General features: G+C 68.8%; 12 protein-coding genes. All 12 read left to right on the top strand.

Annotated elements, in window-relative coordinates:
• The first annotated feature begins 10 nt into the window (after nucleotides 1-10).
• The 12 genes from ACZK39_RS07155 (at nucleotide 11) to ACZK39_RS07210 (ending at nucleotide 14,226) form a co-directional block, all read left to right on the top strand.
• On the top strand, nucleotides 11-1,867 hold the full coding sequence (locus ACZK39_RS07155) for an ABC transporter substrate-binding protein (RefSeq protein ID WP_463612927.1): 1,857 nt from the start codon (nucleotides 11-13) through the stop codon (nucleotides 1,865-1,867).
• Nucleotides 1,868-2,033: 166 nt separating this feature from the next.
• Nucleotides 2,034-3,554: an ABC transporter permease gene (locus ACZK39_RS07160; protein WP_463612928.1), complete on the top strand. Its 1,521-nt coding sequence runs from the start codon at nucleotides 2,034-2,036 to the stop codon at nucleotides 3,552-3,554.
• A 16-nt stretch (nucleotides 3,555-3,570) separates the two neighbouring features.
• Entirely contained in the window at nucleotides 3,571-4,563 is a 993-nt protein-coding gene (locus ACZK39_RS07165; protein ID WP_463612929.1) for an ABC transporter permease, read from the top strand.
• Nucleotides 4,564-4,572: 9 nt separating this feature from the next.
• Entirely contained in the window at nucleotides 4,573-6,333 is a 1,761-nt protein-coding gene (locus tag ACZK39_RS07170; protein ID WP_463612930.1) for an ABC transporter ATP-binding protein, read from the top strand.
• A 1-nt stretch (nucleotide 6,334) separates the two neighbouring features.
• Nucleotides 6,335-6,817: an NUDIX hydrolase gene (locus ACZK39_RS07175; protein ID WP_463613075.1), complete on the top strand. Its 483-nt coding sequence runs from the start codon at nucleotides 6,335-6,337 to the stop codon at nucleotides 6,815-6,817.
• A complete protein-coding gene (locus ACZK39_RS07180; RefSeq protein ID WP_463612931.1) occupies nucleotides 6,814-7,962 on the top strand; it encodes a class I SAM-dependent methyltransferase in 1,149 nt (382 codons plus the stop codon). Before ACZK39_RS07175 ends, ACZK39_RS07180 begins: the two co-directional genes overlap by 4 nt.
• Nucleotides 7,963-8,105: 143 nt before the next feature.
• Nucleotides 8,106-8,402, top strand: a complete 297-nt coding sequence (gene groES / locus ACZK39_RS07185) for a co-chaperone GroES (RefSeq protein WP_182784465.1) — start codon at nucleotides 8,106-8,108, stop codon at nucleotides 8,400-8,402.
• 9 nt (nucleotides 8,403-8,411) lie between these two features.
• The gene (gene groL, locus ACZK39_RS07190; RefSeq protein ID WP_182784463.1) at nucleotides 8,412-9,995 is read left to right on the top strand and encodes a chaperonin GroEL; all 1,584 of its coding nucleotides are present in this window, start codon (nucleotides 8,412-8,414) and stop codon (nucleotides 9,993-9,995) included.
• A gap of 112 nt (nucleotides 9,996-10,107) precedes the next feature.
• Nucleotides 10,108-11,613, top strand: coding sequence for an IMP dehydrogenase (gene guaB / locus ACZK39_RS07195; protein ID WP_463613076.1), 1,506 nt, complete (start codon nucleotides 10,108-10,110; stop codon nucleotides 11,611-11,613).
• A 22-nt stretch (nucleotides 11,614-11,635) separates the two neighbouring features.
• Nucleotides 11,636-12,736 (top strand): GuaB3 family IMP dehydrogenase-related protein, encoded by a 1,101-nt coding sequence (locus tag ACZK39_RS07200; protein ID WP_463612932.1) that lies wholly within the window; start codon nucleotides 11,636-11,638, stop codon nucleotides 12,734-12,736.
• Between the two features lie 16 nt (nucleotides 12,737-12,752).
• The gene (locus ACZK39_RS07205) at nucleotides 12,753-13,046 is read left to right on the top strand and encodes a chorismate mutase (protein WP_182784459.1); all 294 of its coding nucleotides are present in this window, start codon (nucleotides 12,753-12,755) and stop codon (nucleotides 13,044-13,046) included.
• A 1-nt stretch (nucleotide 13,047) separates the two neighbouring features.
• Entirely contained in the window at nucleotides 13,048-14,226 is a 1,179-nt protein-coding gene (locus ACZK39_RS07210; RefSeq protein WP_463612933.1) for an NAD(P)/FAD-dependent oxidoreductase, read from the top strand.
• Nucleotides 14,227-14,228 lie beyond the last annotated feature (2 nt).

Genomic DNA, 14,228 nt, shown 5'->3' on the forward strand with positions numbered 1-14,228 from the left:
AGGAGAAAGAATGAAGTTCCAGGGAACCAAGGTGTCCCTCGGCCTGGTCTTGAGCGGAGCACTCCTGCTCGGCGCCTGCACCAGCCCAGAACCCACCGACCCCGAAGACGCTGCCTCCGGTAGCGCCTCGGCGACCGCGTCCGCCAGCGAGGGTGCAGGCGGCGGCGACGCCGCGGCCGGCTGCCTGCAGGACGTCGGCATCACCGAGACCGCCGACGGCGAGGTCCGCTACACGGCGGGCCCCGGCGACTGGAGCGGCTACAACACCATCACGACGGGCACGTACTCCACGTACAACTCAGTGATCGCCGCCCACATGTTCTCCAGCTTCGTGTACTTCGGCGCAGATGGCACGATCTGCGACAACACGGACTTCGGCACCTACGAGGTCACCTCTGAGGATCCGCTGACGGTCAAGTACACGATTAACGACGATGCGGTCTGGTCCGACGGCACCCCCGTCACCATCAACGACTACCTGATGGATTGGGCCGCCCAGAACCCCGAGTTCATCGCCCCCGGCTACGCCAGCGGCGAGAATCCCGACGCCGTGGCCGTGTTCAACCATGTGTCTAGTTCACTTGCGCAGTATGTGCTGGAGGGCCCGGAGGGTGAGGTGGGCTCGAAGGAGTTCACCGTCACCTACACCAGCCCCAACCCGGACTTCCGGATCAACGTCACTTCGGCACTCCCTGAGCACGTGATCGCCACCCAGGCCGGCCTCGAGCCCGGCGCCCTGGCCCAGGCCGTCATCGACCGCGACGCCGAGACCGTCTCGTCGGCGGCCACCTTCTGGAACGAGGGCTGGATCTTCAACCCGGGCGAGCTGCCCGCGGCAGACGTCACCCCGTCCTCGGGCCCGTACATGATCAAGGACGGCAGCTGGCAGGCGGGCAACTCCCTGACGCTGACCGCCAACGAGAACTACTGGGGCACCCCGGCCGCCACCCGCGACCTCGTGTTCCGCTTCATCGACGACGCCCAGCAGTTCCAGGCGTTGGCCAACAAGGATGTCCAGGTCATCCAGCCGCAGATTGACGAGGACACGGTCGTCCAGCTCCAGGGCCTCGGATCCGCCGTCGGCGTCGAGAGTGGCTCCTCGCTCACGTGGGAGCACCTGGACTTCAACTTCCGGGAGAACAACGTGTTCGGCAACCCCGACACAGGACTGCAGATGCGCGAGGCCTTCGCGCACTGCGTGCCGCGTCAGATGATCATCGACACCCTGATCAAGCCGGTCGCGCCCGACACGGTGCTGATGAACGCCCGCGAGGTGTTCCCGTTCCAGGACAGCTATGACGAGGTGGTCGCCGCCTCCTACGACGGCCGCTTCGACACGGTGGACATTGAGAAGTCGAAGGCGCTCATCGCCGAGGCCGGCATCGCCACCCCGATCGACGTGCGCCTCGGCTATCGCTCGGGCAACGATCGTCGCGCCAACACCGTCGCCGCGATCCAGTCCTCCTGCAAGGACGCCGGCTTCAACGTGATCGACGCCAACTCGCCTAAGTTCTTCGACGAGGAGATGGTCACCGGAGACTACGAGGTTGCCCTGTTCGCGTGGGCCGGCTCCGGCCAGATCACGTCGGGCGAGAACATCTACGTCACCAACAAGGGCCAGAACTTCGGCAAGTTCAGCAATGAGGTCGTGGACGCCGCTTGGGCCCAAATCGTCTCGACGCTTGACGAGTCGGTCCACCTGGAGCAGACCAAGGTCATTGAGAAGGAACTGTGGGATCAGCTGTTCGGCATCCCGCTGTACGCCCACCCGCTTGTCGTGGCCTACGACTCCACCTTGAGCAATGTCCGGGCAACTGCCACGCAGGATCAGGTGGTGTGGAACGCCCCCCAGTGGGTCGCCCAGTGACCGTGGTGAACACCACCGCACGATAGTCGCTGACGGAATCGGGGCAGGGGCTCAGTTTACCTGCCCCGATTTCCGTGCTTCCACCCTATATTCACTCTCCCCTCTGCCGTAGTATGCGGCGGATGGGCGCCGGGGCCGGCGCCCGAACCATGCCAGAGGACCGGTCTTGCTCAAGTTCATCGCCAAACGCCTGGGGATCTCGCTCGCGATCCTCGTGCTGGGGTCGCTGCTGTTGTACGTGCTCGTCATCAACTCCGGTGATCCCCTGCAGGATCTGCGCGAGTCGAACGATCCCAACCGGGAGAACCGAATCAAGCAGCGAGTCGAGAACATGGGCCTCGACATGCCTTGGTACGAGCGGTACTGGGACTGGCTGACAGGAGCCTCTAAGTGCCTGATCGGACAGTGTGACCTCGGCACCGCCATCAACGGGCAGTCGGTCAACGCGCTGGTCGCCACGGCCGCCGGGTCCACGCTCCGCTTGGTCGTCTTCGCCACCCTGTTGGCCATCACTGCCGGCGTCATCCTCGGCATTGTGACCGCCATCCGCCAGTACAGCGGCTTCGACTACGGCGTCACCCTCTTCGCCTTCGTCGCCTTCTCTCTCCCCGTCTTCTGGTTGGGCGTGCTGCTCAAGCACTACGCCGCCATCGAGTTCAACAACTGGATCGTCGACGCAGACCTGAGCTGGCCGGTGATCATCAGCGTGGCCGTGCTGATTGCCTTCATTCTCCAGGCCGCCATGGGCGGGGACCTGAAGCGACGGCTCCTCACCTTCGGTGCGATCGGCGCCGGTGTGGCGGCCATCCTCATCTACTTCGACGCCGTGACCTGGTTTCGGCGACCTGCACTCGGCATCCCCGTCTACGTCCTCGCTGTCCTCGGCGCCGCGGCGCTCGTGATCATGCTCACATCCGGCTTCCAGAACCAGCGCGTCCGCAACGCCGTCGGAGCCACCGCAGCAGTCTCGCTCGTCGGGTACATCGCGATGCGCGGCTACCTCATGGACAACGGCTCCATTGCGGTGTTGCTCATCTGCTTCGTGGCGGCGGTCGCGGCCGGGGTCGCGGCCGGCCAACTGCTCGGTGGATTCTCCCGACGCCAGGCCACCTTCTCCGCCGTCGTCGTAGCGCTGCTCGCCTCGCTGCTGGCGGTCAGCGACCTCCTGCTCTCCAACTGGGCCCAGTACCTGGAGGAGCAGCCTCGCCCCATCCCGACCATCGGCTCGATGACGCCCAACTACGAGTCCACGTTCTGGATGCACTCCATCGACACGTTGACCCACCTGGTGCTGCCCACCGTCACTCTGACTCTGATCTCGATCGCGTCGTATACGCGCTACACCAGGGCCTCGATGCTGGACGTGCTGAACCAGGACTACATCCGCACCGCACGCTCCAAGGGCATCTCGGAGCGCAAGGTGATCACGCGGCACGCGCTGCGCAACTCCTTGATCCCCCTAGCCACCATCGTCGCGTTCGACTTTGCGGGCCTGATCGGCGGTGCGGTCATCACCGAGACCGTCTTCGGCTGGCAGGGCATGGGCAACCTGTTCCGCACCGGTCTGGCCGCCGTCGACCCGGCGCCGGTCATGGCGTTCTACCTGGTCACCGGCACCGCCGCGGTGGTCATGAACATGGCGGCAGATATCGCCTACGCGATCCTTGACCCGCGGATCACCCGCTAGGAAGTGAGGCTCCATCATGAGTGATCCCAACAACCCCGCCCAGCTCGACGACGTCCATGAGGCCGACTACGAGATCGAGTCGATGCCCGACGAGACCACCACCACGGACAAGTCCTACTCACAGGGTCAGCTGGTGCTCCGCCGATTCTTGCGTCACCGCGGGGCGATGATCTCGCTCACCGTCCTGGTGTTGATCATCCTGCTTGCGCTCACGTCGCTCGGGTTCGGTCCCATCCCGGGCTGGTGGCCCAAGAACCACATCGACCTTTATCCCCTTGCCATGCCGGGTGGCGCGCCGACGCTGACCCTCTGGCCGTTCTCGATCGGGGAGCATCCGTTCGGGCAGAACACGATCGGCAAGGACTACTTCGCCCTGGTCATGCTCGGCACTCAGAACTCCCTGGCCATCGCGTTCACCGTCGGCATCGGCGCCACGATCATCGGCACCCTGGTGGGGGCGGCGGCGGGCTACTTCCGCGGCATCGCCGAGTCGTTCCTCATGCGTGTGACGGACCTGTTCATCATCATCCCAACGCTGGTGCTGGCGGCGGTCCTCGGACGCATGGCGGGCGACGTCGGCGGGATCTTCGCGCTGGCCGGAATGCTGGCCCTCGTCTCCTGGACCGGTTTGGCGCGCCTCGTGCGCGGCGAGGTGCTGTCGCTGCGCGAGCGCGAGTTCGTGGCTGCCGCCCGCGCCGTCGGCACCTCCTCGTGGCGCATCATCGTCCGCCACATCCTTCCCAACGCCCTCGGCACCATCATCGTGAACGCCACCCTGCTGATCTCGGCCGCCATCCTCGTGGAGACGGCGCTGTCGTTCCTGGGCTTCGGCGTCCGCCCGCCCAACACATCGCTCGGCCTCCTCATCTCGGAGAACCAGAACGCGCTGAGCACCCGTCCGTGGCTCTTCTGGTGGCCGGGCGTCTTCATCGTCTCCATCGCGCTCTGCGTGAACTTCATCGGTGACGGTCTCCGTGACGCGTTCGATCCCCGCCAGCAGATGGACTGAGGTACTCCCATGACCACCACCCCCCGTTTCACCGGCGAGAACCACGTCCTTAAGTTCGATGAGCTCGACGTCCAGTTCCGCACCGAGTTCGGCACCGTCCACGCCGTCAAGGGCATCACGCTCAGCGTTGAGCCCGGAGAGGTGATGGCCCTGGTGGGCGAGTCCGGCTCCGGCAAGTCGGTCACCGCCACCACCGCGCTCGGGCTGCTCCCGAAGACCGCCCGCATCCAGGGCGAGACCCGCGTCACGGACCAGAGCATCGGGACGCTGTCCGGCCGACAGCTGAGGTCCATCCGCGGCAACCGCGTTGCCATGGTGTTCCAGGAGCCCATGACCGCACTCAACCCCGTGATCAAGATCGGCGAGCAGCTCACCGAGTCCATGGAGGTGCACGGCGTGGCCTTCGGGCGCGAGGCGTGGGACCGCGCCGTCGACCTGCTCAACGCCGTCGGCATCCCCAACGCCGAGCGCCGTGCCAGCCAGTTCCCGCACGAACTGTCCGGGGGGATGCGCCAGCGCGTGGTGATCGCCATGGCCCTGGCCTGCGACCCGGAGGTGATCATCGCCGACGAGCCCACCACGGCCCTCGACGTCACGGTGCAGGCCGAGATCCTGGACCTGCTGCGATCACTCAAGGACAAGCTCAACACCGGCATCCTGCTGATCACCCACAACATGGGCGTGGTGGCGGACATGGCCGACAACGTGGCGGTGATGTTCAAGGGCAACATCGTGGAGCGCGGCCCCGCAGAGCAGGTGCTCCTGCATCCCACCCACCCCTACACCAAGAGGCTGCTGGCCGCCGTGCCTCGGCTCGGCCAAGGCCACGGACAGTTCGGGGTGGCCCCCCACCCGGTGAGCCCCACGGCGGAGGCGGCCCTGGAGGTCGACGAGCTCGTGGTCGAGTACCACCGCGCGGGCAAGAAGCCGTTCCGCGCCGTCGACGGCGTCAGCTTCGACGTTCGTCGGGGGGAGATCGTCGGCCTGGTGGGGGAGTCCGGCTCGGGCAAATCCACCATCGGTCGCGCCCTGCTCGGGCTCATCCCGTCGGAATCCGGCCAGGTCCGCGTGTTGGGGGAGGATCTGCTCTCCCTCAAGGGCCAGGCGCTCAAGGGCCTGCGCAAGCGGATCGGCGTCATCTTCCAGGACCCGGCCGCCTCACTCAACCCCCGATTCCCCATCGGGGACGTCATCGCCGAGCCGCTCAGCGTGCACAAGGTGGGCGACGCCAAGGCACGGCAGGCGCGGGTCCACGAACTCCTGGACGCGGTCCAGCTCCCGCGCACCGTCTACAACCGGTACCCGCACGAGCTGTCCGGCGGCCAGCGGCAGCGCGTCTCCATCGCCCGCGCCCTCGCGCTCAGCCCAGACCTGCTGGTGGCCGACGAGCCCACGTCGGCGCTCGACGTCTCCGTGCAAGCCTCGGTACTGGCCATGTTCACCGCCCTCCAACGGGACTTCGGTTTCGCGTGCCTGTTCATCTCACATGACCTGGCGGTGATCGACTCGCTGGCGCACCGCGTCGTCGTCATGCAGTACGGCCAGATCGTGGAGAAGGGCGATCGCGAGCAGGTGCTGCTCAACCCGCAGGAGGAGTACACCAAGCGCCTGCTGTCGGCCGCGCCCGTGCCGGACCCGATCGAGCAGCGCCAGCGGCGGGAGGCCCGCCACGAGCTGCTCAGGTCGCTCGGGGACGAGATGGTGGAGTTCGACACCCGGGAGCTGGACTTCGATGGGACAGACCGCACCCAGCGCCAACCCCGGCCCTGACATGGCGTACTCGCCCGAGCTGACCACGCTGGGCTACATCGTGAGCCAGGACCGGCGCCGGGTCCTGCTCGTGCATCGGATCTCCCGGTCCGAGGACGAGCAGCTCGGCAAGTACAACGGCCTCGGCGGCAAGGTCGAGCGCGACGAGGACGTCGCCTCGGCGATGCGCCGCGAGATCCGCGAGGAGGCCGGAGTCGAGGTGACCTCGATGCGGCTGCGCGGCACAGTGTCCTGGCCCGGTTTCAACGGGCGCGACGTGTTCGGGTTCGTGTTCCTCGTCACCGGCATCGACGGCGAGCCGTACCCCTCGAACCCGGAGGGGACCCTGGCCTGGCACGACGTCGACACGGTCATGGAGCTGCCGATGTGGGACGGGGACCGGCACTTCCTGCCGTTGGTCTTCGACGAGACCGTGCCCCAGTTCCACGGCGTCCTGCCCTACGACGGCGGGCACAGCGTGGGATGGCGGTTCTCGGCAGAATGACCGGGCGGGAGGCCGCCCTCGCGGCCGCGATGCGGGAGCCGGATCCGTCGGCGCTGGGCGCCGCGTCCCGCCTGCGCGCCGGCTTCGGCCCCGACGAGGCCGCGTGGGCGCTGACGCAGGCGGCGCTGCGTCGTCGGGCCCGGGTCAAGTTCGCCCGGGCCGACGAGATGCTGTTCACCCACGCGGGTCTGGAACAGGCCACCCGGGACCCTGTCCGCCGGTGGCGCGCGGCACGTTTCGCTGCGGCCGGGGTGGCGACGGTGTGGGACCTGGGCTGCGGAATCGGGGCCGACGCGATGGCCCTGGCGGAGGCGGGGCTCGCGGTGCACGCCGTCGACGCCGACCCCGCCACCGCCGAGGTGGCGTCCTGGAACCTCGGCCTCGTGGGAGCCGGCCCGGCCGTGGTGGCGCGAGCCGAGGAGGTCGTGCTGCCCGAGAGCGACGGCGTGTTCCTGGACCCCGCCCGCCGCACCTCGAGGGGCCGCACCTGGAATGTGGCGGACTTCACCCCACCGTGGTCGTTGGTGCTCGATCACCTGGCCTCGCCAAGGTTCGCGGCCGTCAAGCTCGGCCCCGGACTCCCCAAGGAACTCATCCCCGACGGCGTGCGCGCCACATGGGTGAGCGACGGTGGCGACGTGGTGGAGGTGTCGCTGTGGAACCGGCTGCCCGAGGGGCGCTCGGCCGTGCTGCTCAGCGGGGGTGGGGCCCTGGAGCTCGTGGGCAGGGGGGATGAGCCGCCCGTCGCCGCGCCGTTGGGGCGCTACGTCTACGAGCCGGACGGCGCCGCCATCCGGGCGGGCCTGGTGGGGGAGTCTGCCCCGGGGGCCTGGCTGCTGGATCCGCACGTGGCCTACCTCTCCTCCGACGCGCCCATCGACACGCCTTGGGCCACCCGCTTCGAGGTCCTCGACGTCCTCGACTACTCCGTCAAGGCGCTGCGCGGCTACGTCCGCGACCGGGGCATCGGCACGCTGGAGATCAAGAAGCGAGCCATCGACGTCGACCCGGCAGCGCTCCGCCGCGAGCTCAAGCCGAAGGGGAGCGCGGCCGCCACGATCATCCTCGCACGCACCGTCGACGGGACGGTCGCCATCATCGCGAAGCGGTCCGGACAGAGCACTTCTGGCACTCGGCTTGATTGAGTGCTAAACCCCGGATAACGTAGGTGCTGGCACTCGACCCTGTCGGGTGCTAATGGTCGGACGGCACCCGCGACGACGCCCGGCCACTTCACACTGACCTACAAGCCGGCCTCCGGGTCGGATATGACAGAAAGGTGTTTGACGTGGCAACCACGATCAAGCCGCTCGAGGACCGGATCCTCATTCAGCCCCTTGAGGCCGTCCAGACCACCGCTTCCGGCCTTGTCATCCCCGACACCGCCAAGGAGAAGCCCCAGGAGGGCAAGGTCATCGCCACCGGCCCCGGCCGCATCGACGACAAGGGCAACCGTGTCCCGCTCGACGTCGCCGAGGGCGACATCGTGATCTTCTCCAAGTACGGGGGCACCGAGGTCAAGTACGACGGCCAGGAGTACCTCCTGCTGAACGCCCGCGACATCCTCGCCGTCGTCAGCAAGTAAGGACCACACATGCCGAAGATTCTCGCTTTCAACGAGGAGGCACGTCGCGCGCTTGAGCGCGGTGTCGACGCCCTCGCCAACACCGTCAAGGTCACGCTCGGCCCCAAGGGCCGCTACGTGGTCCTGGACAAGAAGTGGGGAGCCCCCACCATCACCAACGACGGCGTCACCGTCGCCAAGGAGGTTGAGCTCGACGATCCCTACGAGGATCTCGGCGCTCAGCTCGCCAAGGAGGTGGCCACCAAGACCAACGACGTCGCCGGTGACGGCACCACCACCGCCACAGTGCTGGCCCAGGCCATGGTGCACGCAGGCCTGCGCGCCGTGACCGCCGGGGTCAACCCGATCGGCCTCAAGCGAGGCATCGACAAGGCCGTTGAGGCCGTCGTCGAGCGCCTCCGTGAGAACGCGCGCCCCGTGGACACCACCGCCGACATGGCGTCGGTGGCCACCATCTCCTCCCGTGACGAGCAGATCGGCGATCTGATCGCCGAGGCGTTCGACAAGGTGGGCAAGGACGGCGTCATCACCGTCGACGAGTCCAACACGATGGGCACCGAGCTCGAGTTCACCGAGGGCATGCAGTTCGACAAGGGCTACCTGTCCCCGTACTTCGTCACCGACGCGGACCGGATGGAGGCCATCCTCGAGGATCCCTACATCCTCATCAACAGCGGCAAGATCTCGTCGATGAACGACCTGCTCCCGCTGCTGGAAAAGGTCATCGCCGCCAAGGGCACGCTGTTCATCGTGGCCGAGGACGTCGACGGCGAGGCCCTGTCCACGCTGGTGGTCAACAAGATCCGCGGCACCTTCACCTCCGTCGCGGTCAAGGCGCCCGCCTTCGGCGACCGCCGCAAGGCCATGCTGGAGGACATCGCGATCCTCACCGGCGGCCAGGTCGTCGCCCCCGAGGTGGGCCTCAAGCTGGACCAGGTCGGCCTCGAGGTGCTGGGGCGCGCGCGTCGCATCCTCGTCACCAAGGACAACACGACCATCGTCGACGGCGCGGGCGAGCACTCCGAGGTCAGCGGCCGCGTTGCGCAGCTGCAGGCCGAGATGGCCCGCACGGATTCGGACTGGGATCGCGAAAAGCTCCAGGAGCGGGTCGCGAAGCTCGCCGGAGGCGTGTGCGTGATCAAGGTCGGCGCCGCCACCGAGGTGGAGCTGAAGGAGAAGAAGCACCGCATCGAGGATGCAGTCTCGGCCACCCGTGCTGCCATCGAGGAGGGCATCGTCGCCGGCGGCGGCTCCGCCCTCATCCACGCAGGCGAGGTCCTGGCGGACCACCTGGGTCTCGAGGGCGACGAGAAGGCCGGTGTCGACGTGGTGCGCAAGTCCCTCGTCGAGCCGCTCCGCTGGATCGCCGAGAACGGCGGCGAGGCGGGCTACGTCATCACCTCGAAGGTCGCGGAGATGGAGGTCGGCCACGGCTACAACGCCAGGACCGGCGTCTACGAGAACCTCGTCGAGCACGGCGTCATCGACCCGGTGAAGGTGACGCGTTCCGCGCTCGCCAACGCCGCGTCCATCGCCTCGCTCCTGCTCACCACCGAGACCCTCGTGGTGGACAAGCGCGACGACGAGAGCTGACCGCTCAACAGCGCCTCAGGGCCCCGTCCGGTTCGTCCGGGCGGGGCCCTGCCGCATAGACTGGCCGGAGTTGGGGCAGCAGAGAAGAAAAGGTGGACGTGTGTTCGAGGAACTGACCGGCGCTGGAGTGCCCAGCCCCTTCGCGGCGCTGGGCCTGACCTTCGACGACGTGCTGCTGCAGCCCAACCAGTCGGACATCATCCCTTCCCAGGTGGCTACCAGCACCCAGCTCACCAGGCGGGTACGGCTCAACGTGCCCCTGGCCTCGGCGGCCATGGACACGGTCACCGAGTCCAGGATGGCCATCGCGATGGCGCGCGAGGGGGGCATCGGCATCCTGCACCGCAACCTCTCCATCGAGGACCAGGCGCACATGGTGGACCAGGTCAAGCGCTCCGAGGCGGGGATGGTCAGTGACCCCATCACCGTCAGCCCCCACACCACCATCGGGGAGGTGGACGAGATCTGCGCCACCTACCGGATCTCCGGCACCCCCGTCGTCGAGGCCGACGGCACGTTGGTGGGCATCATCACCAACCGCGACATGCGCTTCGAGGACGATCCCGGCCGCACCGTCGGCGAGGTCATGACGCGGATGCCGCTGGTCACCGCACCCGAGGGGGTCTCCACTGAGGAGGCCCTGGCGCTGCTGGCCCGGCACAAGGTGGAGAAGCTGCCCATCGTCGACGGGCAGGGCAAGCTCACGGGCCTCATCACGCTCAAGGACTTCGTGAAGGCGGACAAGTACCCGCATGCGGCCAAGGACAGCCAGGGCAGGCTTCGGGTAGGGGCAGCCGTCGGGTTCTTCGGGGACTCCTGGGACCGGGCCATGGCGCTCGTCGAGCAGGACGTGGATGTCATCGTCGTGGACACCGCCCATGGCCACTCCCGAGGTGTGGTGGAGATGATCAAGCGGCTCAAGGCGGAGCCGGCCGCCGCCGAGGTGGACATCATCGGCGGAAACGTGGCCACCTACGCGGGCGCCAAGGCGCTCGTGGAGGCAGGTGCGGATGGGGTGAAGGTGGGGGTCGGCCCCGGCTCGATCTGCACCACGCGCGTGGTGGCCGGCGTAGGCGTGCCCCAGGTGACCGCGATCTACGACGCGGCCCGGGCCTGCCGGCCGGCCGGCGTGCCGGTGATCGGCGACGGCGGGCTGCAGTACTCCGGAGACATCGCCAAGGCCCTCGTGGCCGGCGCCTCGTCGGTGATGCTCGGCTCTCTGCTGGCCGGCTGCGAGGAGAGCCCCGGCGAGCTGGTGTTCATCAACGGCAAGCAGTTCAAGAGCTACCGGGGCATGGGGTCGCTGGGCGCCATGGCCGCCCGGGGGCGGAAGGCCTCCTACTCCAAGGACCGGTACTTCCAAGGGGACATCACCGCAGACGACAAGCTCATCCCCGAGGGCATCGAGGGCCAGGTGGCCTACCGTGGGCCGCTGTCCGCGGTCGCCTACCAGCTCGTGGGCGGCCTGCGGCAATCCATGTTCTACTCGGGCGCCGGGACCATCGCCGAGCTGCAGGAGCGCGGGCGGTTCGTCCGCATCACCTCGGCCGGTCTGCGAGAATCGCACCCGCACGATATTCAGCTCACCGCCGAGGCCCCCAACTACTGGTCGCGCTAGAGACCCAAGGAGAACCGTTCCCATGTACGAGCTCGGGCGCAGCAAGCGCGCCAGCCAGGCCTACGCCTTCGACGACGTGGCGATCGCCCCGGCGCGCCGCACGCGGGGCGAGGACGAGGTGGACCTCACCTGGAAGATCGACGCGGTCTCCTTCGACGTGCCCATCGTGGCGGCGCCGATGGACTCGGTGATGTCGCCGGCCACCGCCATCCGGATGGGGCAGCTCGGCGGCCTCGGGGTGCTCAACCTGGAGGGTCTCTGGACCCGCTACGAGGACCCGCAGGCCCAGTACGAGCGCATCACGCAGGAATCGGACCAGGTCACGGCCACCAAGCGGTTGCAGGAGATCTACGCCGAGCCGGTGAAGGCGGAGCTGATCCGGGACCGGCTGGCCGAAATCCGCGCCGCCGGTGTCCCGGTCGCAGGGTCGCTGTCTCCCGCGCGCACCCTGGAGTTCGCGCCCGTGCTGGAGAAGGCGGGCATGGACTTCTTCGTCGTCCGCGGCACCACCGTCTCTGCGGAGCACGTGGGCGGGCAGGACACGCTCAACCTGAAGGAGTTCATCTACCGCTTCGACCTTCCGGTGCTGGTCGGCGGAGTGGCCACCTACCGCGCGGCGCTGCACCTCATGCGCTCCGGCGCGGCGGGCGTTCTCGTGGGCTTCGGCGGCGGCGCCACGCACACCACCGCGTCGGTGCTCGGCATCGAGGTGCCGATGGCTTCGGCGGTGGCGGACGTGGCGGAGGCCCGCCGCGACTACCTGGAGGAGTCCGGGGGCCGCTATGTGCACATTCTGGCCGACGGGGCCGTGGGCCGCTCCGGGGACATCGCCAAGGCGATCGCCTGCGGCGCGGACGCAGTCATGGTCGGCTCCCCGCTTGCGCGCGCCACGGAGGCGCCGGGCCGCGGCTGGCACTGGGGCAGCGAGGCGTGGCACGCGCGGCTCCCGCGCGGCGAGCGTTCGTTCTTCGAGCAGGTCGGCACGCTGGAAGAGGTTGTGCTGGGCCCGTCGAGGGTCCCGGACGGCACGATGAACCTGGCCGGCGGCCTGCGTAAGGCGATGGCGTTGACCGGGTACACAGACCTCAAGTCCTTCCAGAGGATCGACCTGATCCTCCACTGACCCCCGAGGAGCGCCGATGGACGACGCACTGACCGAGCTGAAGCGCCTGCGCGGAAGCATCGACAACATGGACTCGGCCCTCATCCACCTCCTGGCCGAGCGCTTCAAGGTGACCCAACGAGTGGGCGAGCTCAAGGCCAAGGCAGGCCTGCCGGCCGCGGACACGGCCCGGGAGGCGCAGCAGATCGCGCGGCTCCGGGCGCTCGCCGCCGATGCGGACCTGGACCCCGAGCTGGCGGAGAAGTTCCTGACCTTCATCGTCGCCGAAGTGGTCCGCCACCACGAGAAGATCGCACGCGGGGAGGGCTGACATGGCACGGATCGTCGTCATCGGGGCGGGTTTGGCGGGCCTTCGGGCCGCGGGGCTGGTGGCGGCCTCCGGCAGGGACGTCCTGGTGCTTGAGGCCTCCGGTGCGGTCGGGGGGCGCGTGGCCACCGACGTGGTGGACGGCTTCCGTTGCGACCGCGGCTTCCAGCTGCTCAACCCGCTCTACCCGGCGGCCCGCCGCGCCCTGGACATGGGCAGGCTGGACCTGCACCGTTTCGGCCGCGGGGCGGCGTTGCGCACCGACGATGGGCTCCAGGTGCTGGCGGACCCCACCCGCCACCCGCAGCACGCGGCGGGGCTGGTGCGTGGGCCGCTCACCCCGGGAGACCTGGCAGCGGTGGCGCGCTGGGTGAAGGCCTCCGGGCAGGAGAGCCTCACCCTGAGCGGTGCCCTGGATGCTGCGGGCTTCTCGCCGGTTGTGCGCCGCGTCGTCGAGCGGTTCTTCTCGGGGGTGACGCTTGACCCCGAAGGGGCCACATCGGCGTCCCAGGTGCGCCGGCTCGCAGGCTTCTTCGCACTCGCCACCCCCGCGGTCCCCGCCCAGGGCATGGCCGCCGTGCCGCTGCAGCTCGCCGAGCCGATCAGAGACCGGATCCGGCTCGGCGCCCGGGTGTCCGCGGTGCGGCCCGGAGCGGGCGGGGTCGAGGTGCGTCTCGCCGATGGCTCCGTGGAGCGGGCAGAGACCGTGGTGCTGGCGGCCGGGCCGCTCGGCAACGCGGCGCTGCTGGGGCTTCCCGCACCGGCCATGCTCGGCGTGACCACGTGGTGGTTCGCCGCCGACGAGGCCCCCACACGATCGCCCTTCCTGCATCTCGATCTGCGCGACGGCGCCCGCCTGGCGAACGCCTGCGTCCAGTCCAATGTCGCGCCGTCCTACGCCCCGGCGGGGCAGCACCTCGTCCAGGCAAGCGCAGTGGGAGACCACGCTCTGACGGACGCCGACGCCGCCAGGGAGGCGGGCAGCGTGCTGGGCGCAGACGCCTCGCGCTGGCGCCTGCTCGTGCGCCATGACATCACCCACGCCCTCCCCGCCCTGCCGCCCGGGGCTCGCGCCCTGATGCCGGTGCCCGCCGGGGTGCTGGTGGCCGACGACCTGCCCGGCGCGTCGATCCAGGACGCCCTCGCGTCCGGGGAGCGGGCCGCCCGGGCGGTCATCGGCTGAGG

The organism is Tessaracoccus luoxuelianae, from assembly GCF_055326245.1.